The 26,989-nt window shown below is 28.3% G+C and carries 19 protein-coding genes, 3 tRNA genes and 1 pseudogene; 17 read left to right on the forward strand and 6 right to left on the reverse strand.

Annotation, left to right across the window (positions count from 1 at the left end; all coding sequences use genetic code 4):
* Together BCF89_RS08235 and BCF89_RS08240 are read left to right on the forward strand one after the other, a co-directional pair.
* Positions 1 to 472 (forward strand): annotated as a pseudogene (locus BCF89_RS08235) (Mbov_0401 family ICE element transposase-like protein); the annotation flags it as partial.
* 805 nt (positions 473 to 1,277) lie between these two features.
* The gene (locus BCF89_RS08240; protein WP_111518641.1) at positions 1,278 to 2,948 is read left to right on the forward strand and encodes an APC family permease; all 1,671 of its coding nucleotides are present in this window, start codon (positions 1,278 to 1,280) and stop codon (positions 2,946 to 2,948) included.
* Positions 2,949 to 3,085: 137 nt separating this feature from the next.
* On the opposite strand, the gene BCF89_RS08245 is transcribed toward BCF89_RS08240, so the two are convergent.
* Positions 3,086 to 3,304 (reverse strand): hypothetical protein, encoded by a 219-nt coding sequence (locus tag BCF89_RS08245; RefSeq protein ID WP_111518642.1) that lies wholly within the window; start codon positions 3,302 to 3,304, stop codon positions 3,086 to 3,088.
* Positions 3,305 to 3,935: 631 nt separating this feature from the next.
* Between BCF89_RS08245 and BCF89_RS08250 the strand changes: the two genes are divergently transcribed.
* The 9 genes from BCF89_RS08250 (at position 3,936) to BCF89_RS02375 (ending at position 16,262) form a co-directional block, all read left to right on the forward strand.
* Positions 3,936 to 6,539 carry a DUF885 family protein gene (locus BCF89_RS08250; RefSeq protein ID WP_111518643.1) on the forward strand — a complete coding sequence of 868 codons (2,604 nt, stop codon included), beginning with the start codon at positions 3,936 to 3,938 and terminating at the stop codon, positions 6,537 to 6,539.
* A 244-nt stretch (positions 6,540 to 6,783) separates the two neighbouring features.
* Positions 6,784 to 7,068 carry a hypothetical protein gene (locus tag BCF89_RS05905; protein WP_241856711.1) on the forward strand — a complete coding sequence of 95 codons (285 nt, stop codon included), beginning with the start codon at positions 6,784 to 6,786 and terminating at the stop codon, positions 7,066 to 7,068.
* Between the two features lie 69 nt (positions 7,069 to 7,137).
* Positions 7,138 to 9,453, forward strand: a complete 2,316-nt coding sequence (locus BCF89_RS08255) for a DUF885 family protein (protein WP_277870052.1) — start codon at positions 7,138 to 7,140, stop codon at positions 9,451 to 9,453.
* 329 nt (positions 9,454 to 9,782) lie between these two features.
* A complete protein-coding gene (locus BCF89_RS08260; RefSeq protein WP_111518645.1) occupies positions 9,783 to 11,102 on the forward strand; it encodes a BMP family ABC transporter substrate-binding protein in 1,320 nt (439 codons plus the stop codon).
* 2 nt (positions 11,103 to 11,104) lie between these two features.
* Positions 11,105 to 12,982, forward strand: coding sequence for an ABC transporter ATP-binding protein (locus BCF89_RS08265; protein WP_111518647.1), 1,878 nt, complete (start codon positions 11,105 to 11,107; stop codon positions 12,980 to 12,982).
* Position 12,983: 1 nt separating this feature from the next.
* Positions 12,984 to 14,915 (forward strand): ABC transporter permease, encoded by a 1,932-nt coding sequence (locus BCF89_RS02360; protein WP_111518649.1) that lies wholly within the window; start codon positions 12,984 to 12,986, stop codon positions 14,913 to 14,915.
* A complete protein-coding gene (locus tag BCF89_RS08270; protein ID WP_111518651.1) occupies positions 14,915 to 15,856 on the forward strand; it encodes an ABC transporter permease in 942 nt (313 codons plus the stop codon). The genes BCF89_RS02360 and BCF89_RS08270 overlap by 1 nt, the downstream gene beginning before the upstream one ends.
* A 240-nt stretch (positions 15,857 to 16,096) precedes the next feature.
* Positions 16,097 to 16,183 (forward strand) — tRNA-Leu (locus BCF89_RS02370).
* A gap of 3 nt (positions 16,184 to 16,186) precedes the next feature.
* A tRNA-Lys gene (locus tag BCF89_RS02375) sits at positions 16,187 to 16,262 on the forward strand.
* Positions 16,263 to 16,381: 119 nt separating this feature from the next.
* Here the strand turns inward: BCF89_RS02375 and tsf are convergent.
* The 3 genes from tsf to arcA all read right to left on the reverse strand — a co-directional run bounded on the left by tsf (position 16,382) and on the right by arcA (position 19,691).
* Positions 16,382 to 17,260 (reverse strand): translation elongation factor Ts, encoded by an 879-nt coding sequence (gene tsf, locus BCF89_RS02380; RefSeq protein WP_111518653.1) that lies wholly within the window; start codon positions 17,258 to 17,260, stop codon positions 16,382 to 16,384.
* A gap of 27 nt (positions 17,261 to 17,287) precedes the next feature.
* The gene (rpsB, locus tag BCF89_RS02385; protein ID WP_211305417.1) at positions 17,288 to 18,190 is read right to left on the reverse strand and encodes a 30S ribosomal protein S2; all 903 of its coding nucleotides are present in this window, start codon (positions 18,188 to 18,190) and stop codon (positions 17,288 to 17,290) included.
* Between the two features lie 268 nt (positions 18,191 to 18,458).
* Positions 18,459 to 19,691, reverse strand: coding sequence for an arginine deiminase (gene arcA / locus BCF89_RS08275; RefSeq protein ID WP_111518655.1), 1,233 nt, complete (start codon positions 19,689 to 19,691; stop codon positions 18,459 to 18,461).
* Positions 19,692 to 20,189: 498 nt separating this feature from the next.
* On the opposite strand from arcA, the gene rpoE reads away from it, so the two are divergent.
* From rpoE to BCF89_RS02410, 4 genes are all read left to right on the forward strand, one after another.
* Positions 20,190 to 20,465: a DNA-directed RNA polymerase subunit delta gene (rpoE, locus tag BCF89_RS08280; RefSeq protein ID WP_111518657.1), complete on the forward strand. Its 276-nt coding sequence runs from the start codon at positions 20,190 to 20,192 to the stop codon at positions 20,463 to 20,465.
* Positions 20,466 to 20,504: 39 nt separating this feature from the next.
* A complete protein-coding gene (locus BCF89_RS02400; RefSeq protein WP_111518659.1) occupies positions 20,505 to 21,347 on the forward strand; it encodes a class II fructose-bisphosphate aldolase in 843 nt (280 codons plus the stop codon).
* 11 nt (positions 21,348 to 21,358) lie between these two features.
* A complete protein-coding gene (locus BCF89_RS08285; RefSeq protein ID WP_111518661.1) occupies positions 21,359 to 22,114 on the forward strand; it encodes a thermonuclease family protein in 756 nt (251 codons plus the stop codon).
* A 182-nt stretch (positions 22,115 to 22,296) separates the two neighbouring features.
* Positions 22,297 to 22,390, forward strand: a tRNA-Ser gene (locus tag BCF89_RS02410).
* A gap of 86 nt (positions 22,391 to 22,476) precedes the next feature.
* Here the strand turns inward: BCF89_RS02410 and argS are convergent.
* On the reverse strand, positions 22,477 to 24,102 hold the full coding sequence (gene argS, locus BCF89_RS08290) for an arginine--tRNA ligase (protein ID WP_111518663.1): 1,626 nt from the start codon (positions 24,100 to 24,102) through the stop codon (positions 22,477 to 22,479).
* Between the two features lie 60 nt (positions 24,103 to 24,162).
* On the opposite strand from argS, the gene cysS reads away from it, so the two are divergent.
* The gene (gene cysS / locus BCF89_RS02420; protein WP_111518687.1) at positions 24,163 to 25,374 is read left to right on the forward strand and encodes a cysteine--tRNA ligase; all 1,212 of its coding nucleotides are present in this window, start codon (positions 24,163 to 24,165) and stop codon (positions 25,372 to 25,374) included.
* Positions 25,375 to 25,381: 7 nt separating this feature from the next.
* Positions 25,382 to 26,074: a 23S rRNA (guanosine(2251)-2'-O)-methyltransferase RlmB gene (gene rlmB / locus BCF89_RS02425; RefSeq protein ID WP_111518665.1), complete on the forward strand. Its 693-nt coding sequence runs from the start codon at positions 25,382 to 25,384 to the stop codon at positions 26,072 to 26,074.
* Positions 26,075 to 26,077: 3 nt separating this feature from the next.
* On the opposite strand, the gene BCF89_RS08295 is transcribed toward rlmB, so the two are convergent.
* Complete coding sequence (locus tag BCF89_RS08295; RefSeq protein ID WP_111518667.1) at positions 26,078 to 26,827, reverse strand: nuclease-related domain-containing protein; 750 nt, start codon at positions 26,825 to 26,827, stop codon at positions 26,078 to 26,080.
* Positions 26,828 to 26,989 lie beyond the last annotated feature (162 nt).

Consider the following 26,989-nt stretch of genomic DNA (forward strand, 5'->3'; position numbering starts at 1 on the left):
TCTTTCAGTAAGACTAAAAGCAGAATATATACTTTGCCGTTTTCATTTAAAACAAAAACTAGGAGTTATTTTTAACAATTCAAAAGAATTAAAATCAATGCTTGACCAATATTATTTAGATACTGGTATTCGGTTAGAAAAGTTAATCAATAGGTTTATTTTCAATCAAAATTATGAAGATTTAATTAGATTTTTAGAAAACTCCCTGAATCAACTTAAGGATTATTTAAATCAGACTAGATGAACTCACTTAACTGATTTTTTAAAATATATAAAAAGAAATCTTAAAGGACTTATAGGTGTGCCGATGGATAGTTCTTTGTATTTTGGAAATGTTGCTGAGTCTTTTGTGTCTCATTTAATTAAAAAGAAAATTAAAAGAAATTGAACAATATATAGCGTTCAATCAATCATGGTCTTATTAACAAAAAACCAAAATGCTATTTATTTAGAAAGTTACATTGAGACTTAAATTATCTTTCTAAATAAATTAATTAATATTATTTTAAATTATGCTAAAAGCATATTTTTCATCTCAAAATAATTTTTAAAAACTTATATTTTTTTCCAAAAAACCCCGATAAAATATATATGTAATTGTTTTTAAATTAGTACACCACTTATTTTTGAACATCGCCAAAAAATAAAAAACATATGATCTCCAGAGATAACACAAAATACTGACATTCATAGCATAGTTGAAAAATTTAGTAATCTTCTTAGAGGAGAAAATTTTAAACCTGAAGTAAATAGAGATTTCAAATATCAATTCAAATTACCTGAAAAAGAAGGGGAAAGAGGATATATTACATTTAGGGCAACAGACAATACATTTTTAACTGGTAAGGTTGTTTTTGATATCAATTATGAATAAAATTAAGTAGATATTAAAATTGCTCTGTATAGAAAAACCAATAAACCATAAAAATACTTCTTATACTAAGAAAATGAAGAGGTATTTTTTTATAGCTTTACCTTTAATTAAAGTAGTTAGAACAATATAAGTAAACTTATATTTAAATTTTTAATTATGGTACTTTATAATCTATCAACAACATTGTAACTATCAATAATATGATTAATTATCATAATGTATCACAATAATTCGCATTTAAACCTTTTAATTCTATTCAATTTAAAGCAATATATATTTAATAAATTATAATTTAAGTTTGATACATCTACTTAATGCTATTGCTATAAGTGTTCTAAAAATTGAATCTTGGTGTATCTAATCTAATTCAAAATTTTATCTAATTTATTTGAAAGGAAATATCATGGCCGAAGAACAAATGGTTGTTACTTCGAATCCTACTAAAAAAATAGGTTTCTTTGCAGCAATCCTTGTTGTTATTGGTTCAACAATCGGTGTTGGTATATTTCTACGGGCTAAAACAGTTCTAGAAAATTCAGCAGGAAATATATTATGAGCTATTCTAATATGATTAATCGCTGGATTTGCTGTTATAACTCTAGCACTAGCATTAGTAGAAGTAGCATCTGGGCGTAATGACAACTTAGGTATGATTGGTTGAAGTAAGGCATTTAACACTTTAGCTATTTACAAAGCTAATAAGTTCTTTATGACTTATTTATATCTACCACTTACATACTTCTTTATGCCTTACTATGTTATTGTTCAATTCCAAGACGCACTTACTGGTTTTGGTATAACGAATCCTAACTTTGGGGCAGCAGCTCCAGCAGCTCCATGAATATACTTTGCAATCGGTTTAGTAATGACAGTATGAATGTTATTTTCAGCTGGATTAAGTGGTCGTGCTGGTAACATTCAAAACATCATTATAACCTCATTTAAGTTTATTCCATTAGTAGCTATTGTTATCATTGGTTTCATTTTCTTTGGACAACGTGTTCAAACTCACGATACAACATTCTGAACACCAGTTACAGCTGAAGCTCTATTTAAGAAAGACTCAACATCATTTTTAGGTCTAACACCTTTCTTAGGAATTTTTGGTTCATTTGCTGGTATATTCTTCGCATTTGATGGATTCTATGTATCTGCAGGTATCCAATCAGAAATGAAGAACCCAGAAAAAACACCAGCTGTTCTAGTTGTTGGTTTATTCTCAATCACAGCAATTTACACCATTATTGCATTATCGATGTCACTTGGTGCTAAAACTGGTGGATTCTATGACTTTGGTGAAAAATTGGGTACAGCAGGTCACGGATGAGCATTTGGTGTAATCAACATTTGCATTGCTATTGGTGTATTAGGTGTTCTTAACGGATTCTCAATGTGATGTACACGTTTCGTTGAAGATCTAGTTAAGGAAGGTGAAATTTATGTATCACCTAAGATTTACAGATACATGAAGAATAGCAATATGCCAATTGTAGGAGCTCTATTCTCATTAATTCTATCTGTGCCTTTAGCATTAATTCTAACAGTAATTGGTGCATATGCATACATCGGAACAACATGAAGTTATGTAGATAAAACATATGGTAATCATATGAGCTCACTACTATCATTCTCTGACCTAATGGCTGACTGAATGGCAGTATTCTCATTTGCATTCATCGTAATGGCAGTTGTTGGTGTTCTAGAAAACAGAAAGAAGAACTTCATTGAAGTTGAAAAGAATAGACATACTGTTTGAGCAGGAACAATAGCAGTTATAATGGTTATGGGAACAGTGTTGTTTAAGATGATTGACCCATTCATTTCATTAGGATTATCAATTGCTAAAAAATCAACTAATGACATAATTGGTTACGCAGCAACTTCCGGACTATTCATTGCTTATGTAATCTTTATGTTTGCAGCAACTCCTATTGAAAAAATGTTAGCTTTAAGAAGAAAAGAAAAACTTGATGCTGCCATCAAGGTTGCAGATAATGAAGAATCTATTGCTGAGATTAATGAAGCCAAAGAATTAAACGATTTAGTTCTACAAACATTTGAAACTGCTCGTTAATTAAAATTAAATTTTAATGACTAGATGCGCTTTGAAGCATCTAGTTTTTATATGTGATTTAAAACGCTCAAATAAGCAAATAAAAAACTAGCAACAGATAATTTATATTTTGCTAGTTATCATATTTATTTATTTTTCTAATTTTTATCTAGTAATAAGAAAATTCCGCCAACAATTGTTACAAAAAACAAATTTAAAATCCCATATGTGAGTTTTGAACTCTCAGTCATATGTGGCGATTCAATTTCTCTTAAAGTTAGAATTCCGATTACTAGAGGAATAATTAATCAAAATCTTAGTATCATTCCTATTAATATAAAAATTTTGGCAACTCTCTTATATTGTTCGTTAGTCATTATTAATCCTCATTTTAATTTTATACCTTTTTTTGTTAACAATAAGAAGTAAACGATATGCCATATTTATATATCATTCTGCTATTAGTTAGATTTGAAATATAAATTTAATAGTATTTCTTTAATAAGTATTATTCTGTTCTTCTTAGAGTTTTAATTTGATTTAAACTATCACATCAAAATATCATTTTATTCATTTCAAATTGCTTTAATATTTTTTTAATTTGACTATTAATAATAAAAATCAGTATGCTACTAAAAAATTCATTTTAATAGATAATATACATATTATCTTGACTAATTCTCTTTAATACAAAGTATATTTATTAGGGATCATTTACTAACCTATTTTTTCTTTTCTGCTTGTATAAATTTTTATATCTATGTTTTATTACTTTTTTATTTATAAAAATGCAAACTAAATACCAACAGAATTAACCATTGATTTAATAATTTTATTAACAATTGATTGAATTAAAATTCAATCTTTTTTTTGTTTAGTCTCAATAAGAAAGCATATCAATCTAAATTCTTTAAAATTTAAGATGTATAACATTGAAATCTAAAGAAGGAGAATAATTGATTCAAAATAAATAAAAACATTCTATTTATTTTAAATTAATGAACCAATATGTCACCAAAAACTAAAAAAGTATTGATTATAAGTGGAATTATTTCAGCAGCAGTTATTGCACCTGTTGCCCTAACATTAATTCCTTATGGAATTCAAAAAACTCTTACAAGTCAAAAAAGTTTAGGTCAACTAGAAGCTTTTTATAAAGCCAAAATTAAAGATATTTCGAAAACTATTACAACTAATGAAGAAAAAAGTCAAGAAATAATTAAGAAAGAGAAATCTTCAAAAAATATTGAAGAACAAACAAAATTAAGAGAAGAATTAACTAAATTAATTGATCGAATTAAGGAAGATACTGCTTCTTTAATTGTTTCTAACTATGAATTATTCAAGATTCAAAAATCAATGTTAGAAAATGAAATTGATTTAAATTTTCCAACTAAAGATGAATCTAAGAAAGCAATTGAATTTTATGCAAAATGAATCGATGAATTAAGTAAGATTTCTAAAAATAATCTTAATCAAGTTTCAATTGCTTGAGTAAGTGGTCTTAAATATAGTTGAGAAATAATAAAGGAATTATATGAATCTGAAATTAGACTAATTGGTGGACAACTCTCATTTGCTCCTGAAGCTGCATATCCACTTAATTCGTTTGCCAACTCATTTGCTAATATAACAAAACAGAAGGCATCCAAACTTAAAAGAAATCTAGAGGAAGGAATTAAAGAGAATGTTATTTTATCCAAAGTAGTAATCAAAAATAACATTCGCTCAATTCTAAAAAACTTCTATACAAAAGAACTTCTTGATTTTATTATGTCAAATAAAAATGAGGAATCACTTATAAATATCATCAATCAAAATAAAAATATTGATGATGAAACTAAAGCATTTCATCAATTCTATGTAACTAAATATTATAATAGTGCGACAAATGGACTAGGGGAAAATTTAAAAGATTTAAAAGTTTATAAAACTAACAGAATTAATGAAGTAGAAGACACAATTGAATTAATAGATAGAGATGATAAAAAAGTATTAATCTATGGTTTAGGATTAACACAAAAAGATTTAGAAGCAAATGATGTTGGGATAGCTTCAATTAAGGGTTCTAAAAATAGTACAAATGGAAAAAAACTATATGACATAATTCTAAAAATGTCTACGACTACTAATAATAATTCACAACAAATTTTTGATGCTGGGTATAAGACAACAACAACAGCAACAAAAAATATGGAACTTACAGCTAAAGCAATTGCAAAGCTTATTACAGGCAATGAAAACACTGAATGATCGCCAACAATTAAATATAATCCTGATGGTGTGAGTGGAAAAAATGTTCAAGATCTTAAACTAAATATTCGCAAATCAGATGGATCAATTAACCTTACTGAATTCAATAAATGAATGAATCAAGAACAATTTTTCTTTGGTAGAGAAGGAAGCGATTTCTATACTAAAGAAAAAGAAGAATCGCTTTTAAAAGATACAACATTACAAGAATCGATTTCTAACTTCAATAATTTAGGTTATAAGCATCTAATTGAAAATAAAAATATAGCTGAAAAATATGGAACAATTACAAATAGAGAATTCTATTTAGGTGCACTTGAAGCATTTAAAGGTTACCATCAATTTAGAAATGCAACAATCGATTATGGATTTAGTTTCTTTGACAAAAAAGTTCCTAGATATGGAATTAATGCATACGATTTTAAATATCGTCTTGAAGCTGGTGTTGGAGAAGAAAGACCTGATGATAATATTGAAAAAGGAACAACCGGTGCTTTTGTATTTAATCCAGATCCATACTTTAGTTTACCAAAATGATCAGTTACATCATTTGCTAACCATGAAAGTGTAATGGGACATCACAACCAAATTCAATATGCTAGAGAACATTTAAAAACAATTAATAATCAAACAATTGGCAACATTTTTGGTTATACTTCATATATTGAAGGATGAGCTTTATTCATGGAATGATTTGGAATTGAAGCAGGATTATATGGCACTCCTGATTTTGAATCAACTGATTACTATGCAATACCAAAAGATTTCCAATACTCTCATGGAATTACATCATTTATTGGTAAAAAAACTAAGGATCAAATTACAAATAATGAGATCAAACAAATTAAAGAACTACATGGCGGAGTTTATTGAAATCTAGCTGCAAATGGAACTAAAGAAATAACGAACGAAAAAGAACATGCACTAAAAACTGCGAAACTAACTAATATGCTTCAATACTATGGCGCACTTAACGAAGCACAATTGCATAATATGAGATTGGCAGTTGACACAGCATATCATGGTGATATTAAAGGAGAGTCTACGCTTCCAAAAAATGCTTCAATTAGGCAAGTTAGGGACTTCTTAACAAAAAATTCTGCACTTGGTGTGGGAGATATTACTTCTGAATCTAAACGTTATTTAAATTTCCCAGGTCAAGCAACATCATATAACTCAGGTAAAGAAGCGCTTTTAAACTTATATGATAAAGTAAGAAAAGCTAAGAAACTTTCAAGAAAAGACTTTGTTTCAAACAAAGAAGCAATCAAAGAATTCTTTAATTTGTTACTTGAAACCGGAGCACTTCCTCTTGCTTCGATTGAAGAAATTATTAACTACCATTACAATCTAAAATAGCTAAATGATTAAAAAAAAGGCACTCCAATACTCAAAAATGATTGTTCATTATTGAATGTGGTTGCCTTTTTTTGCTTTTTTTGGTTTTAACTTGTATTATTACTTATGTATAACAAAAAACAATATAAATAAAGATTAAATAAAAGAGAGTTATCAATTTAAAAAGGAGAGAAGTGTATAAGATAAGGAAATTAAAACCAAAAAATAAAGTACAGTGTTTAATTCTATCATATACATTTAAAATATGTCACCAAAAGCTAAAAAAGGATTGATATTAACTGGAATTATTTCAGGTGCAATTATTGCTCCGATAGCATTTGCAACAGTACCTTATGGTATTCAACAAGGTATATTGCAAAAACAAAACAACCGATTGATTACCACATACAATCAACGAAGCGAAGAATACAAGGCTAAAACTGCGGACACAGAAAAAGAAATTAAAGAAAAAGAAGCAAAAAGACAAGAGATTAAAGCTAAACTAGATAAAGAAACTAGAGAAGAAGAAAAGAAAAAATTATCTGATTAATGAGAAGCACTTAATAAAGAAGTAGCTACTCTTAATGATAAGAAGCAAAAAGTTTTTGATGAATTGATCATGCCAGTTTTAGAGGAAGTTGCAATCAGTGGATATGGTCAAATAAATCAAGACATTATTGATTTAACTGGTAGTTATATTACAGAACAATACCATAAATTTCAATCTGAAAAAGATAAATTAGCTGAAAAGTATGATGTTAACTTCCCTACTAAAGATGAATCAAAGAAAGTTATTTCATTCTACGAAGATTGAATTAAAAAACTAGATAAGATTACAAAAAGAAACTTAAATGTTACATCAACTGCTTGAGTTAGTGGACTAAAAGAAGAATGAGGAATTTCTAAAGGATTATATGAATCTGAAATTCGTTTAATTGGTGGATATCTAAAGGGTGGTCCTTCATTCTCGTATCCAATTAACTCATTCTATGAAACAATCAATGACATTACACCTGACGAAGCAGCCAAACTTCAAAGAAACCTTAAAGAAGGAATTGATTCTAATGTTGTTCTATCAAAAGTCGTTATAAAAAATAACATTAGATCATTCCTAAGTAATTTTTATTCAAAAGAATTAGAAGAATTTGCTAATGGTTCCAATAGTGATAAAGAAGAAACAGTTTTAAAAATTATTGAAAAAAGTTCTACTGTTGACCAAAAATTAAAAGATTTCCATAAATTCTATGTAAATGAATACTATAAAGCATCTGACCATGGTCTTGGTGAGGATATAAAAGAACTTAAGGTTTATACAAAAAATAAAACAAACGAACTTGAAGATTCTATTGAATTAAATGGAAAAACAATCTATGGTTTAGGATTAACACAAAAAGATCTTGAAGCTAAAGATGTTGGTATCGGATCAATTAAAGGATCAGAAGAAACAACAACAGGTAAAAAGTTATATGACATTATTTTAAAAATGTCTACCACAAATGATGAAACTTCACAAGAAGTATTCGACTCTGGCTTTGAAACAACCAAAACTGCTGTTCATAATATGGAAGCAGCTGCTAAGGCTGTAGCAAAATTAATTATTGGTGACGAAACATCTGAATGATCTCCTACAATTAAATATAACCCAGATGGTTTATCTGGATCTGAAGTAAAAGATGTTAAACTTACTATTCGTACAAAAGATGGAAAGATTAATATTTCAGATTTCTTTAAATGAATGAATCAAGAACAATTCTTCTTTGGTCGTGAAGGTAAAGAATACTATGATGATAAGAAAATAAAAGAATTAGAAGGTGATTCAAAACTATCAGATTCAATCAAAGCTTTAAAAGATTTAAATTATGAATCATTGAAGACTTCAGAAGAAAAATATGGAACTATAACAAAGAAACAATTCTACTATGGAGCATTAGAAGCCTTCAAGGCATATAAGCAATTTAGAGAAAGAACAATTGATCATGGATATAGTTACTTTGCGAACAAAGTTCCAAAATATGACATAAGAGCATATGAATATAGTAAGCGTACTTTTTCAGGTGTTGGGGCATATAATGGATTCTTCATCTTCAACCCAGACCCATACTTTAGTTTACCAAAATGATCAGTTACATCATTTGCTAACCATGAAAGTGTGATGGGACATCACAATCAAATCGTTTATGCAAAAGAATTCCTAAAGAAAATTAAGGGTCAAACAATCGGAAATATCTTTGATTATACTTCATATATTGAAGGCTGAGCTTTATTCATGGAATGATTCGGTATTGAAGCTGGATTATATGGTACTCCTAACTTTGCTTCTGAAGACTACTATGCACTACCAGTAAGCTTCAAAAAATCCCATGGTATAACAAGTTTTATTAAAGCAACAAAGAAAGAAGATGTTAAACCTGAAGAAATAAATGAAATGAAGACTTTACATGGTGGAGTTTATTGAAATATAGCTGCTAATGGTAAAGCTGTTACTGATGAAAAAGAACATACTCTAAAAGCTGCTGAATTAACAAATATTCTTCAATACTATGGAGCTTTAAATGAAGCACAATTGCGTAATATGAGACGTGCAGTTGATAATGCATTCCATGGTTCAATCAAAGGTAACAAAGAACTACCAGAAAATGCTTCAATTCTTGATATAAGAGAATTCATGAAGAAAAACTCAGCCCTAGGAGTTGGAGATATTACTTCTGAATCTAAACGTTATCTAAATAATCCAGGTCAAGCAGTTTCATACAATACAGGTAAAGAAAGTATGTTAAAACTATATGATGCTGTAAGAAAATCTAAAGGTCTATCAAGAAAAGCATTTGTTGAAAACAAAGAAAATATTAAAGAATTCTTAAATATTATCCTAGAAACAGGTGCTCTACCACTTGGTGCTCTAGAAGAAATTGTTAAATTACATTACAATCTATAAAACATAATTAAAAAAGAACAAGAAAGAAACAATCAGCTTTCTTGTTTTTATAATTAATTTTTATAAAAAAATGCTACAAAACTATAAAAGAAAAAATTCAATATATTTTGTTCTATTTTCATATTTTATAAATTTATTTTTAAAATGGTAATATTTGAATAGATAGATAGAATATACAACATATATTGAATCTACCAATTTGATAAAAGAAATCAATTATATAGACATTTTAGACTAGTTTAAGAGAGTTTTATTAATTTAAAAGTTTCTTAAAAAATAATCCTTAGTTCTATCTATCAATTAATAATAAATAATGAGGATAAATCAATATGAAAAAATTATTATGAGGACTAAGTGTTTTATCAAGTGTTGTTACTTTGCCATTGATAGCAGCCTCATGTGGTAAGGGAAAATATGCTCACCCAAAGGGACCAAAAGTACCAGTTGCTGATGTTAAACTAAATGATGAATATAAGTTAACTGAAGAAGAAGCTAAGAATTTCCCATACAAGATGGTTATGATTACCGATGGGGGGGATATTAATGATAAATCATTTAACCAATCCCCATGAGAAGGTATTCTACACTTTGCTGACCTTCAAAATAAATTACCTCTAGATAAATACGGTGTTATTGAAGTTAAGAATGAAAAATTCGATGAAAGTTACAATAATGCTTTAAATGCTGGCTACAACATTTGAGTTCTTCCTGGTTTCCATCATAAAGAAACAATTAAGGCTTGAATTGCTAAACATAAAGAAGAAGTAAAGAAAAATAAAATTATTTTCATTGGTCAAGATTTTACAAATGACAACAAAAATGGTGATAATGGATTTTCAATTTTCCAAGAATTTAAAACCAAGGAAGCTGCATTTGCTGCGGGATATGCAACAGCAGAATTTCTATCAAATGAAGAAAAGAAAGAAGATAGAACTTTTGGAACATTTGGTGGTGGAACATTCCCAGCTGTAACTGATTTCAATGAAGGATTTATGAAAGGTGTTTGATACTGGAATAATAAAAATAAAGTTAAGAATAAAAATACATATTCAGTATCAAATACAATTGACCTAAGTTCTGGATTTGATGTTGACACTAAGATGGAAAGTGTTGTTAAGAAAGTTATTTCACTAAACCCTAAAGTAATTCTTCCAGTTGCAGGACCAGCTGCAGGTGTTGTATTGCAAAATATCGTTGGTTCAAATAGATACATGATTGGTGTTGATGCTGACCAAGGATTTGCTGCAAAACCAAATGAAAAGCATTTAATTTTTACTTCGATTGTTAAATCACTAGGTCAAGCTGCATACGATGCTGTTGCACAAATCAGTAAGGTAAAAGACACATCAAAACTAAAGAGTTCTTTAGGTGAATTTGAGTTTGGCAAAACAGATGGAAAAATGTACCAAGGATATGATAAGAACTGAGTAGACATTACAAAAACTCATATTACAGATCCAAAGAAAAAAGAACTAGCTGATAAGGCTCTTGAAGCAGGTAAAGAAGCATTTAAATCTTTGGATGAAACTCACAAGAACTGACTAGCTTCATCGAAAATGGTACTTCCAACTGAAAATACCGAAAATAGTAGTATCGGTCTTCAAGAACTATTAAACAAGCTTGCTGTAGAACTATACATTAAAAAATAACAATGTACGCTGTTGAATTTAGAAACATAACTAAAGAATTCCCAGGAATTGTTGCAAATGATAATGTTTCCTTCAAAGTAAAAAAAGGTACAATTCATGCACTAATTGGGGAAAATGGCGCAGGAAAAAGCACTTTGATGTCAATATTATTTGGACTTTATGAACAAACAAGTGGTGAAATCCTAATTAATGGCAACAAAGTGCTTTTTTCTGGACCTAACGATGCTAATGCACTTGGCATTGGAATGGTACACCAACATTTTAAATTAGTTAATGTATATACAAACCTTGATAATATCATTCTTGGTGAAGAATGAGCATCAAATTTAGGTGTAATTAATCGTGATATAGCAATCAAGAAAATTAAGGCACTTCAAAATAAATACAACTTGTATTTTGATTTATTTCAAAAATCTGGAGAAGCAACTGTTTCAACACAACAAAAAGTTGAAATCATGAAAATGCTATATCGGGGTAATGATATTTTAGTATTTGATGAACCTACAGCAGTTTTAACTGATGAAGAAATTCAAGGTTTACTTAAATCATTTGAAATTTTTAAAAAAGCAGGCAAAACAATAATCTTTATTTCTCACAAGTTAAAAGAAATTAAGCAAGTAGCTGACTATGCTACTGTTTTAAGACTTGGAAAAGTTACTGGTAACTTTGATATGAAAAATACTTCTTTGGATGAAATTGTTTCAGCAATGGTGGGAAACCAAATTACTGAAATCAAAAACGATCTTAAATGCCAAAGAAAAGACATCATTTTTTCATTAAAAAATGTTTCAACTCAAAAACTTAGAAAGAATCTTCATAATATTTCCTTTGATGTACATGCAGGCGAAATCTTTGCAATCGCCGGTGTTGATGGGAATGGTCAAAGTGCTTTAGAAAAAGTTATTAGTGGTATGGAAAAACCTTCAAAAGGTTCAGTTCATATGCGTATAGAAAAAAGCACTAATAAAAAAGAAAATAATAATTCTGAAGTTGAATATGAATTAAAAGATATAACCAACACAAGTGCTTATATGAGAAGTATTAATCATATGGCATATATTCCAGCAGATCGTCACCATCATGGAATAATTCTTGATTTCACTATTCAAGAAAACTCAATCATAAGAAGATTATGAGACAAAGAATTCCAAAAAGCTGGAGTGTTTAAACAAAAAAATATTAATAAGTTTACAAAAGATATTATTGATAACTATGATGTACGTAGTTCTCAAGGACCAAAAAGTATAGCACGTTCATTATCTGGTGGAAATCAACAAAAATTCATTGTTGGACGTGAGATGATGTTTGATCATGACTTCATTTTAATTGTTCAACCAACTAGAGGTATGGATGTTGGAGCTATTACTCATATTCATTCACAGATTCTTGAAGAAAAGAAAAAAGGTAAGGCTATTCTACTAATATCATATGAATTAGATGAAATTATTGCTTTAGCTGACACAATTGCTGTTATTAATGAAGGAAAAATTCTTTCAATTAATGATGCAAAACAAATTACAAGAGAACAAATTGGTAAATTTATGTCAGCATCATCACACAGTGAAGAAAATTGATTTAATCCAAATGATTTTGATGATTCAAAAGATTCATACATTTCATTTATCAATAAAAAATATAATTATCAAATTGAACAATTAATTCTTCAATTAGTGTCAATTAAATCAAGTTTAATGATTGCAAAGAATGCAAAGGATGCTGACAAAGAATCAATTGAAGAATTAAAAATGAAATATATCCAACTTAAAAAAGAATTGAAAGAAACTAAAAAGCATCACAAGTTGGAATTATCTAAAATAAAAGTCTCATTTAATGATATTTATACTGAACAAAAAAATAAAATAGAAATGGAAGGAGTATAAAATGACAGCTACAAAAAATACTAAATCTCCTAAACCATTAAATAAATTTACTAGTTGAATGTCTGACTTTATTAAGATGGACAAAACTAAATCAACAGGTAGAAAAATAGCTTCGTCATTGTGAGCTTTATTCTTTGGAATCTTACTTGCATATATTTATATCTTTCTATCAAAAGGTGTAGGAAAAGGTTTCTTTCCAAACCCGGTTGACATTCTAAATGCGGTCTTTGGTAGTTTTAATAAAATAAACAAAGAAACTATTTTAAAATACTTTTTAGTATTTGGTTTTAGTTCAATTGCTTGTGCCCTAAGTTTTAAAGCTGGTCTTTTTAACATTGGGATACCAGGACAGATGATGATTACGGGAATTGTTAATTTTTCAATCTTCATCAAATTAGGTTATAAATCTAATACAGGACCTGTTCCAGCGCATGTGCTTCTATTATGTTTATTACTTTCAATAATAGTTGCATTTATAGTTGGACTAATCGCTGGTACACTAAAAGCGCATTTAAATGTGCATGAAGTTATCTCAACAATTATGCTAAATTGAATTATTGTTGGGATTGCTGGATTATTATTTAAGCAATCATCAGCCTCAGTCGTTTGAAATGGCTTAAGTCCGCAAGACGTTAAATATTACTTTGCTGATACACTTGATGGTGTAAAAAAAGGAATAATTAAGATTGCTGATTCAGTAAGGGAAACATTTGTTATTGTTGGAATTGTTGTGCTATTTATTATGGCAATTGCAATCGCATTCATTTTTAACCACACAAGTCTAGGATACAAAATTAGAATGCAAGGAATTTCAAAAACAAATGGTAAATATATTGGTGTTAATGATAAAAGAATTACAATGTTTGTTTTAGGTATATCTGCAGCAATTGCTGGAATTGCTGGATTCTATAATTACATTGCTCTAAGTACACCAGTATTCTCTGAAATCAATCAACCATTGAGTGTCGGTTTTGAAGCAATAGCAATTAGTTTGCTTGCCTTAAACTCACCAATTGGTGCACTATTCTCATCGTTATTCTATACAACAATATACTCAGCAAGTACTAACTTACAACTTCATCCTCTATATTTTGAACCATATGATATTCAAGTTATTACTTCTATTATTTTGTATATGGCTGCAATATCAGTTATGTTTAGTCAATTTAAGCCAATTCAATACTTCAAGAGATTATTTACTCTCTTAAGTGATAAACGTTACTTTGCTAACTTAGAATTAAAAAGATTAAGAGACAAAAAAATTAAATTAATTGCTTCAAACACTCTTTTAATTCATAAAATTCAACTTAATATTAATGCTAAGAATTACGAAACATTATCTAAAAAATTAGAGGATAGTCAAAATAAATTTATAAGTAAAATTTATAAACTTAATGATGCTATCGCAAAAGCTGAAATTAGAGTTAAAAGAGCTGAAGAGTACTTTGAACTTGAAAAGAAGTTATATTTTGCAATAAGAAATGAATCTAAAGAAATATTTACATTAATTAAAAATAATATATTGCAACATAACAGTGAAACTAAAAAGATTCTAAAACAAGATATTAAAGCAACTAATAATAATTTAGATGAATTTAAGAAAGATATTGAATTAAATAAAGAAGACAATTCTCATAAGTTGCAAATTAAATTGTTACGTAAAGAATTATCTAAATTAACTAATGAGTTTCTTTCAAAGGCAATGAACTATAAAAATAGTGATGATGAAACAATTAATCAATTTGAATCAATTAACAAAGAAAAATATCGGATCAATGGTTTATTAAATACATTAGGCTTAACTAAGAAATTCAATATCAAACAACAAAGAACCGCATTACTTAAGAATAATTCATTTGAATACAAAAGAATTCTAGATATTATCATCCATGATCGCAGACAAATGAAACTATTTATCAAGGAGGTAAAATAATGGCACTCGCTATTAATACATATAGTAGTTTACTTATCTTCTTCTGTATTTTTACCCTTGGTGGAATTAGTGGTATGTTTTCTGAAAAAGTTGGTATTGTTAATATCGGAATTAATGGGATGATGGTTATTGGTACTGCTACTTATTTAGTATTTACTGACGTCTTATCAAAGGTTACAGGTCAGTATGTATCAAGTGGTTGATGACAAATACCAGCAACTTTATTTGCGTCATTATGTGCTGCAGCATTTGCTCTTCTACATGGTTTTGTAACAATTAAACTAAAAAGTGATCACACTGTTTCAGGTTTTGCATTAAACTTACTTGCATTTGGAATTGCAATCATTCTATTAGATTTCTTTGGGAATGGTAACAAAAAACCAGTTATGGGTATAGTTGAACTTAAATATGCGGTGGAAGTTGGTTCACAATCAATTGAAATTATTTCATGGAAAGTTGCTATAACAATACTAATTATTGCACTTGGTGCTTTTGCTTTATATAAAACAAAATGAGGTCTAAGATGTCGAGCAATCGGAGAAAATCCACAAGCTGCTGACGTTGCTGGAATTAATGTATATAAATATAAATGAGAAGGAATAATTATTTCTGGTGCAATTGCTGGTGTTGCTGGATCAATATTTGCTCAATCGTTCCCTGCTTCATTCTTTGGAGATGTTAGAGGATATGGTTATCTAGCCTTATCAATTATGATTATGGGTCAATGAAATATCTTTATTATTACTGGTGTATCATTTGTATTCTCATTCTTATATGCTCTATCTTCATCATCAGGAGCATTTATCCCAAGTTTAGTTCCATACTCACCACTTCTAGAAATTACTCCATATCTACTTTCATTAGTTGTAATTATGATTATGTCTAAACGTTCGCATGCCCCTGCTGCTAGCGGTATTGCATATGATAAATCAATTAGATAGTCTAGATGTATAAAAGTTTATAATCACAATAAATTAAAACCATAAGTATATTTTTAAGCTTATGGTTTTAATTTATTTTTGCTGTCTAATGGTGTATCTAAAAATAAACTAATAATCTAGATTTTGAATCAACAAGAAAAACATTGCTTTTATTTAAAAATGAATGAAAAATATGAATTATTTTTTAAATGCTTTTTTATAAATATATTATAATAATTAAGCATTAAATTTTTAGTTAATGCCCAGGTGGCGGAATGGTAGACGCTACGGACTTAAAATCCGTTGACTGTAATGGTCGTGCTGGTTCAAGTCCAGTTCTGGGTACCAGAAGCGCCCTTAGCTCAGAAGGTAGAGCAAATGGCTTTTAACCATTGGGTCAGAGGTTCGAATCCTCTAGGGCGTACCATTTCAGGTAACTGACTTCTAAACTCACTCAAATGAGTGAGTTTTTATTTAACTATTAGAAAACATTAAATAAAAAATCTAGGATTAATACTCCTAGATTATTAATTTTTATTTACTTTTTTAAACTTTCATTTGTTCAGCTACTTCAGCTGCGAAGTCAACAACTTTTTTTTCAATGCCTTCGCCTACTTCAAATCTTTTAGCATCAACTAATTGCAATTTGTTTTCGTTTAAATATAAGGCTACTGTTTTTGAATCATCCATAACAAATGGTTGATATAATAAAACACCCTTTTCATTAAGTTCTTTCTTTAGAAGGCCAGCTTTAATTGATTGTTGAATTTTTTCAGGTTTGTTAGCTAAAGCAGGACTTTTTTCTAAATGGTCATGAATTTCTTTCAATTCATCTGGATTAATTTGATCTTCATTTAGGTATGTTGGATTTAGAGCAGTAATGTGCATTGAAATGTTTCTTAATGCTTCAGCATTATTTCCATTTGCTAAAACAATTGTTGCAACTCTATTATTTGCATGTGTATAGGCTGCAATTACTTGATCTTCTTTTGCAACAAATTTAAATGCACGTCTTAATCAAATTTTTTCACCAATTTTAGCAGTTAATAAACTTGTGTGGTCTTCAATTGTAGTTCCATCAATTTTAATTGCTAAAAGTTCTTCGTTGCTATTGAAGTCATTTTCAAATAAAGCCTCAGAAATTTTGTTTGCTAATTCAATGAATAATTCGTTTTTTGAAACAAAGTCAGTTTCGGAATTTAATTCAAAAATAACTGCGACATTATCTTTTACACTTGCTTTTACAATTCCTTCAGCGGCAATTCTTCCTGCTTTTTTTGCTGCTTTTAGAATTCCTTTTTCTTGCAATCAGTCAATTGATTTTTCAACATCATTATCATTTGCTTCTAAAGCATTCTTCACATCCAAAAAACCTAAATTAGTTCTTTCTCTTAATTCTTTAATTTTCTTTAAATCTACTGCCATATGATTCTCCTTAATATAAGAACTTAACTATTTTTCTTCTCTAACTTCGCTAGCGTCTTTAATTTCTTGTTTTTTAGCTTCTTGACTTAGTTTTGCAGCTGCTGCTCTTGCTCTATTTTCGGCTGCTCTTGGATCTTCAGGCAAAATAATTTCTTCATTTGGTTTAAAAGCAAATAATTGTTTTCCACCTCTTGCTGAAGCAATGGCATCAGCTAGAATTGTAATAATTAAAGTAATTGATTTTGCTGTATCATCGTTTGCTGGAATAACAAAATCTGATAAATCAGGATCTGAGTTAGTATCATTGATTGAAAAAATCTTCAATCCCTTTCTTTTTGCTTCTCTAATTGCAATTTCATCTTCAATTGGAGAAGCAACAATCATTACATTAGGCATTGCTGAGTTAGATGCTAATTTTCTAATTCCGCCTAAATTCTTTTGTAACTTAGCAATCTTTTTATCATATAAAAGACCTTCTTTTTTAGTGTATCCCTTGTAACCATTTTTTTGTAGTTCTTCAAGTCTTTCAAGTTCTTTTACACTTCTAAAAATAGTTTGTGAGTTTGTTAGAGTTCCACCTAGTCAACGTTCGGAAACATAAACAGAATTGGTTCTTGCTGCTGCTTCCTTGATTGCATTTTTAGCTTGTTTCTTTGTTCCAACTCAAATGAATGAAACTGGTTTTTGTGCCATCTTGTTTAACAACTTATATGCATATTCCAAAGTCTTTTGAGTTTTTGCAATATCAATAATGTGGATTCCTGCTCTTTTTCCATAAATGTATTGCTTCATTTTTGGATTTCAACGACTTATTTTATGACCAAAATAAGTTCCAGCTTCTAGTAATTTTTCTCTTGATACAATTGGTTGTTCAACAACTGTTGCTTTTGTTTCAGTTGTTTTTTGTTCAACAATATTTTGTTCAGACATTTTTTTCCTTATTTTAATTTAGTTTGTTTTTGCTTCCTATTGTTTCTAACAGTTAACACCATAAAAAATAGCACACGCAACTGAATCCACAATAGTGTTTGATAAATTATTTTGAAACTTAATTTACCAGTTACTTTTTTATATAAAAAGTATGAACTTAATTTTATCACAAATTATCAAAAAAACTATAAGAGAAAATCTCTGAGTGTATAACCCAGAGATTTTTTGAAATTCTTGAAATAAATATTCTTATTTTCTTAGAAATTTATTATCATTTAACATCTTTACGTGATAGAGGCATTGACATGCAACGTGAGTTACCCATACCTAATGATAATTGGTTTCCATAGAATGGAAGAACTTTAATTCCAACAGCTTCTAGTGCAGCATTTGTTTTTTCATTACGTGCGTAACCAACTACAACACCTGGTCTTAGTACTAAGTAGTTTGTACCATCAAAGTGTGTTTCTCTTTCTAGATCAATTTTTGAAGCACCTTCACCTGCGATAGGAATTAGGATAGGTTTCTTGTGAATAATTGATTCTAGTAGTTTGTCTAGTGGTAATTCGTTAACAACTGGTTGAGGTTCTGCTCCACCATTTACTAAATCATAATCTCAGAATTTGAAATCATCATTTGCAATTGGTGAGTATAGGAATTTATCCTTGTCTAACATTGTTAATCATGTGTCTAGGTGCATTAAGTTTGTTCATTTTGGAACATTAATTGCAACAATACGTTTGAATTCACATTCTTTGTTAGCAACGATGTTTTTAGCTAACAATGTTACAGTTTCTAAGTCAGTTCTTTCTGAAACACCCATTACTAATGTATCATTGTTGTAAATGAATACGTCACCACCTTCGATTGATAATTTTAGAGATGGGTCATAGTATCTTGGTGTACCTACTAATTTAGGATGGTTATCAAAAATGAATTTTGAGAATAGAGTTTCACGTTGTCTTACTTTGTAACGCATGTAGTGAATTGTAACCCCATTACCTACTGATGCAAATGGGTCACGAGTGAAGTATAGGTTTGGCATAGGATCAACGATTAGGTCAGCATCTGCTTCAATTCCTAAATCGTATTTAGTAATACCTGCCATCATGTATTCAATTAATTCACGAGTGGTGCTTCGTGATTTTAAGAATGCACGAACTGCCTTTTTGTGTTCTTCTGTTAGAACTGGATAAGAATCATCTAAGAAATCTTCAATCAATTTGTCTTTTAATTCTTGTGATACTAAGTCATATGTTTCAGCAACTAAGTCAGTTAGTTCAACAACATTGATATCATTTGCTTTAAGTTCAGCAACAAATTGTTTGTGTTCTTTTCTTGCTTCGTGGCTTTCTAGAATAGCTGAGAATAATAATTCATCCAATCTATTAGGTGTGATGTAATCAATTTCACGACCAGGTTCGTGAACTAAAACACTTTCTAGTTCCCCAATTTCAGAATAAACATGGATTCCTTTAAATTTACTATCAAATACAGACATTTTTCCCTTTCTTATAAAAATATAAACATTTTTTTTATATGTGTTTGTGTATAAATATGTAATTAAGTATGTTTCGCTTTATATCCTTATTAAAATGTATTAAATTTAATTGAAAATTATGTAAAACATGATCTAGCAAATATTTATACACCTATATTATATTACTTTATAGTAGTCCTTTTTGTTACTCTAGAAAATATTTATTTTTTGCTTTTGATGCAACAGTAAATCAAAGAAAATCTTTAATGTCTGTTATTGATTTCTTATCGTTTTTGGCAAATAATTAATTGAATTTAAAATCTTAAATGATTTTTTTTCGCTATTTTTTCTTTATCATATATCCAAGCCTATATAATAACTATAATTATAAGTTAGGAATATAACTAGGATTCTCTATGCATTCCTGATTTCTAGAGTTTGTCTAGATGTAAAATAAAAGTTAAGTTAATAATGTTAATAATATAGAATTTACTAAAAAGTTAAAAAGAAAGATTAAAAATGGAAAAGCAAAGAACTGAATATAAAACATTATTGGATGTTGCTCAAGAAGTGTTAGATAAAAGATTAAAGATGGACTTTTCAAAACTATTTGATCAAGTTAAAAAAATTCTATTTGATCGTTGAAGAGAAGAAATAGACCCAAGTGTAGATGATGAAACAATCTTGCTAAAAAAACGTGGAGAGTTATACCGTTTATTAACAGTTGATGGTAGATTTTTTCACAATTCTGATGGCACATGAACAACAAAAAGACCTGAATATATTAGAAACTAATATTTTTATTAGTTTTTATTTTTCTTTTTTTTATAAAAAATGCTTGTAAATGCTAAAGAAATAATCAAAAGTGCCTATAAAAATAAGCAAGTTATTTTTCATATCAACATCAATAATCTTGAATGAACTAAACAAACACTACTCGCAGCAAATATAGAAAAAAAACCAATCATTTTAGGAGTTAGTCCATCTGCTGCTAAATATTTTGGAGGTTATAGTGTTTGCTATAGTATTGTTAAAAGCTTAATTAAGGAATTAAGAATAAAAATTCCTGTTTGTTTGCATTTAGACCATGGCTCTTATGATGATTGCATTAAGGCGATTAAGGCAAAGTTTAATTCAATAATGTTTGATGGAAGTAGATTACCATTTGAAAAAAATCTTGAAATATCTAAAAAACTAATTGAAATATGTAAGAAAAAAAATATTTCAATTGAATGTGAAATTGGAAGGATTGGTGGCAATGAAGATGGAATTGTCAGCGACGTTTCTTATACAAAATTAAATGAAGCAAAAGCATTTAAAGAAATTGGTATTGATATGTTAGCAGTTGGAATTGGAAACATTCATGGTGAATACCCAAAAGATTGAAAAGGATTGAATTTTTCATTGCTAAGTCAATTGAATGATGAATTAAAAATGCCATTAGTACTACATGGTGGTTCAGGAATTAGTGATGACGATTTAAAAAAATGTATCAATCTTGGTATATCAAAAATCAATATCAATACTGAACTTCAAATTGCAAATGCCAAGGCCATTGAAAAATTTGTTAAAAATAACAATATAATGGATAACAAAAACTATAATCCAAGAAACTTATATAAATTATCTAATGAAGCAATTTATCATAAAGTAAGAGAAATATTAACCAAATTCTAAAGGTGTATTATATGAAAAAAGGAATAAGAAAATTTTTAATTTTAAGTCCGGTAGTTGCTATTTTACCAACTGCGCTTATTTCATTAAAATGTGAATCAAAGAAGATATCAACATCTAATAGCAATACTAATGCTAATAATAGTGGCACAAATATCAAAGATAATTTATATGAAAGTTCATCAAAAGTAATAATTGTTGATGGCAAAGAATATCAATTTTCTGATGAATTTGAACATAATAAAGCAACTGAAGTAATAGCTATTCGTTTTAAAGATGGTGATACTGTCGATTTTAAAAACCCTAAAAGCAATAAAAAAGCAGTAGCAATAAGATTTTCTGGTATTGATACACCTGAGAAAACAGAAAAAATAGCAGACGGAATGAGAATTAAGACATCTGGACTTAAATTTAAATATGCTAATTTAGCTTCTAAACATACAAAAGAAAAACTAGGAGAAGCTAAAAAGATTTGAATCATTCCCCAAAGAACAAAAAAATCTAAGAAAGACACAACTATAGGTCTTACAGATCGTTATAATCGAATTATTGGAATTGTAGTATATCTTACACAAGATAATAAAATAATTTGCCTAAATAAAGAACTAGTTGAATTTGGACTTGCGAGAGTGCAATATATTTCCTTGGATAAAAACTCAATGTACTATACTGAAAATCAGGATTATTATAATCTAATTAAGGAAGCTGAAAGAAAAGCTCGTAAGGAAGAAAAAGGGTTTTGAAAAGAAGATATTGAAGAAATCTTTTAGAAGGAAAGAACCAATTTATTTTAATAATCTTAAAATCCTAGATAATGAACTTTAATTTAATAATTAAATGTTATTATACTTTTGTTCTCTATTTATAACTTATAAATTTTATTTATTTGCTTATTTTTAAATAAGTAGAATTTATTTTATATAATTATTTTATATTTTTTTAACCTAATGTTGGGTAAGTACTCAAGTGGTCGAAGAGGCGGTCCTGCTAAGACTGTAGGGGTGTGTAAAGCACCCGCGGAGGTTCAAATCCTCTCTTACCCGCCATTTTTTTTTATACATTTTTTTGCTTGAAAGCACAAAAAAAGGCATTAAAAAACTTCCCGCTGAAGTTGGGAAGATTTTTAATTTTTTTACATTTTGTTAGGAATATCTAGATCCATTAATTTCATTGCATCAGCTAGAACTATTTTTACTGCCTTAATTAAAGCGACATAACTTTTTTCATTTTCTGAACCTGTTACTTTAATATTTGAATAGAATGAATTTAGAGTTCCTGCTAATTTTAGTAGGTATGGAGGAAGTAAGTTAACTTTGTAACTTTTTGCCATTGTTGCTATTAAATCTGGATATTCTTTTAATTCAGCAATTAATTTTTGTGAAAATTGATCGCTAAATTCAGTTGCTTGAGGATCTACATAATTAAATTTTTCTAGTAGTTGTACACAACGTGCATGTGCATACTTGATAATGTATAGTGAATTAGATTCATCTGTTCCAGTTACTTTTTTGATATCAAAATCAATTCTTGAATTGTATGATCTTTCAATTAAGAAATATCTAATTGCATCCTTTCCAACTTCATCCATCAATTCACGCATCGTTAGTGATGTTCCAAGACGTTTAGACATTTTAATTTCTTTTCCGTCTTTCATAATTCTAATTAGTTGGAATAAAAGAACTTCCATTTGTTCTCTACGGTAACCTAGGTCTTCAAAAGCAAACTTAACACGCTCAACATACCCTGAGTGATCTCCACCTCAAACATCAATGATGATACCCTTTTCAGGATCGTTTAACGCTTTAAATTTACGTTCATGGTATGCAATATCTGCACACATATATGTTGATTCACCATTGCTTTTAATAATAACTCTATCTTTATCATCTCTGCCACCTTGAGTTGTAGCTAATCAAGTAGCACCATCTTTTTCATATGTAGTTTTTAATCTACGTATTGCAGGTCAAATTAAATCATTTTCGTATTGTTCTTTTTCTGATGCATAAATATCAAATCAAACACCAAATCTTTTTAAATCTTTTTTAATGTTTTCTAATGCATATTCTTTACCAAAATCTCTGAAAATAGATTCAATTTCAGCAGTATACTCCACACCTTTATATTTATCACCTATTTTGTCATAAAATGCTTTAGCAAATTGAACAATATCTCCACCACGATAAGCACTTTCTGGAAGAGGATAATCTGGATTAAAAATTTGTTGGTATCTTGAATAAACTGAGATTGCTAATTTATTCATTTGGTTTCCATAGTCGTTTATGTAATATTCTCTAACTACATTATGACCTGCTTTTTCTAAAATGTTACATAGAGTAGCACCAATTGCTGCATTCCGCGCATGGCCGATATGTAAATATCCAGTAGGGTTAGCTGAAACGAATTCAACATTTATTTTTCCTTTCCCTTCTTTTGTACCATTTCCGTATTCAGCACCTAACTTATTAATTAAATTAACAGTCGAAGCAAAAGTTTCATTTGTGATTCAAAAGTTTATAAAACCAGGTTGGGCAATCTTAATTTCACTAATTTGTTTATATTTGTTTAGATCAATATTTTTAACAATATCCTGTGCAATTTCAATCGCTTTTTTTCCTAGTTCTTTTTGTAATGTCAATGCAAGATTAGTTGAATAATCACCATAATTTTTTGCTTCTGTTAATATTATTTCTTTATTTATTTTTAGTTTATCTAAAGATTCTTTTAAAGAATCAATAATGATTTCTTTTACCATTTTCATAAACTAAATTATATATGAAATATATGTCAAAAGAACTATATTTAATATATAATGAATGACATGAAAAAATACTACTTATGTGGTCCTACAGTATACAATTATCCGCATATTGGAAATCTACGACCAACTGTTACTTTTGATATCATAATAAGAGCAAAAAGATACTTAAAGGATGAGATTTTTTATTTAAATAACATTACTGATATTGATGACAAAATCATTAAAAAAGCAAAGCAAGAAAATAAAACTGAAGCTGAAATTAGTAAGAAATACGAAGATTATTATTTGTCGCTATTTGATACATTTAATTTAGAGAAGCCTAATAAAATAGTTAGAGTCACTGACTCATTAGAGGACATATATCAATATATAAAAAAAATGCTTGATAATGGAGCAGCATATCAAGTCGGAGGCAATGTCTTTTTTGATGTCAAAAAATTTAGTAATATCTATGGAAATATCAGTCATCAAAAAATTGAAAATTTAGTTGCTGAAGAAGATTCTTCATTAGATTTAAAAAAGAAAAATTTAGTGGATTTTACGCTTTGAAAAGATACAAATGAAGGAATTAAGTTTAGCAGTCCTTTTGGAATGGGGCGTCCTGGTTGACATACAGAATGTAGTTGTTTTATAGCTAAATATTTTGATGGTGAAAGCATTGATTTACATGGAGGAGGAATTGATTTAATTTTTCCTCATCATGAAAATGAAAATATTCAACATTATGCAATTTATAGTAAACCTATAGCAAAAAATTGAATGCATTTTGGCACTCTAAATTATAAAAATCAAAAAATGTCTAAATCAATTGGCAACATTATTTTTCCTCATGATTTTTTAAAGTCTTATGATGTTGATACATACAAACTTTTAATTCTAACAACTAACTATACAAAACCAATCAATCTTACTGATGAACTACTTCAATCAATTCAATCAATTATCAATAAATTTCAATTAATTTCCAATAAATACCAATTAAGGGAAAATAATTATCAATCAGATAAAAAGAAGATTGAAGAAGTAATTTCATATGTTTCTAATCTTAATTTTGCATTAGCATATAAAGAAATTATGAAACTTTCAAAAAATGAAAATGAGACTCAAACTTTCTTAGAAATAATGTCTATTTTAGGTTTTATATTTCCTAATAAAAAACTAAGTGAAAATGATAAGAAAATCTTTTATGATTGACAGAGATTACTTAAAAATAAAGACTATGAAAAAGCTGATTTATTAAGAGATATTTTGAAAGAAAAGAAATTAATTTAATTACATTATGAAGAATTATATTTATGGAAAAAATTCAGTTTTAGAAGCGCTTAAGGAAGATTATCCAATTAAAAAGCTATATCTTATGTCAAATCTCAAAAATAGGGAAATAAAATTTCCTTATATATCTTATTTATCTAAGAATGAATTAGATAAAATAGTGAGTGGTAATCACCAAGGATATATTGCTGAAATTGAACCTTTTAGATATGATGATATTGGAATTATCAAAAAAAATAATCCACAGGTTGTCTTAATTCTTGATCACATTCAAGATCCACAAAATTTTGGTTCAATATTGCGTAGCTGTAGTGTTTTTGGAGTTCAATATGTAATTATTCCAAAAGATCGGAGTGTTGATGTTACTCCAGTTGTACTAAAAACTTCATCAGGTGGATTTAAAAATATAAAAATAATTAAGACAAACAGCTTATTTGAAGCAATTGAATATCTTAAAAAAAATGGTTTTTGAATATATGGCAGTGCTTTGAATAAGGAAGCTAAAAAGCTTTCAGAGATATCTTTTAGTTTTCCAGTTGGACTAATTGTTGGTAATGAAGGAAGAGGCGTTTCTAAAACGCTATTAAAAGCTGCAGATGAAATAGTTTATATTGAACAATCAAAAAATGCAGTGCAATCCCTAAATGTTTCGAATGCCACTGCAATTTTTCTATACGAATTTTTTAAACAATTAAAATAATAATTAAAAGATTGGCAAATTTGCTTTTTCATCATTTTTTGAAATTATTTGTTGGAATCTTGCTTTATCCATAGGGTCATTTGTTCTTGCTATATTGATCATTTCAATAATTTTTCCTAATCTTTCTTCTTTTAGATTAGAATCATCAGTCAAATGAGATTCAAAGTTCTTTAATTCTTTATCAACATTATCTATTGATGCAACTACAAAGGGATTTTCAGGTAGTCCTTGCATTTCTATACTCTCTAAATTTAAAAGAATAATCAATGAGTAGATACTTGTTTTTCTTTTTATAATTTTTTTGAAGTGCCAAATATGCTTGTCATTTTGAAAAAAAGGATTTATAACTTCTAAATTTTTAGATCAATCAATTAAAGAAACATTTCTTTCATTATAGCTACCAACTAATGAGCCATTGTATCTTTTAATTTCAACAATATAAATAGCTTTTGTTGTGATTAGAATTGAATCTATTTCAGTTAATTTATCATTATCATGTTTAAATAAGCCACCATCAATAAAAACATAATTATTCTTTTTTGCTATATCTTTTAAATGTAATTTAGTGATGTCTTCAAATATTTTTCATTTTGGTTTGCGTTCAAATATATCTCTAGAATTAGAATACGAAGAAATAGATGATGTATGTTGCGATTTGGTCTTTGATGACTTAGATCCAAAAACAATTGCTATGATAATACCAATAGTAATGCCTAAACTAATTAAAATTAAAAGTACTATAACAATTTCCATATGTTTTTTTAGTTATCCACCGATCAAGAAACATTATTTTTAGTTTCTTATATATTTATATTTTAGTTTAATTTGAGATGAATATATAACAAATTTGAACTAAAAAATATCTAATCGTTAAACATTGAAAGTAAATTTGCAGAAACAATAAATATAGAATTC

The sequence above is a fragment of the Metamycoplasma auris genome (assembly GCF_003253435.1).
Taxonomy (GTDB): Bacteria; Bacillota_I; Bacilli_A; order Mycoplasmatales; family Metamycoplasmataceae; genus Metamycoplasma; species Metamycoplasma auris.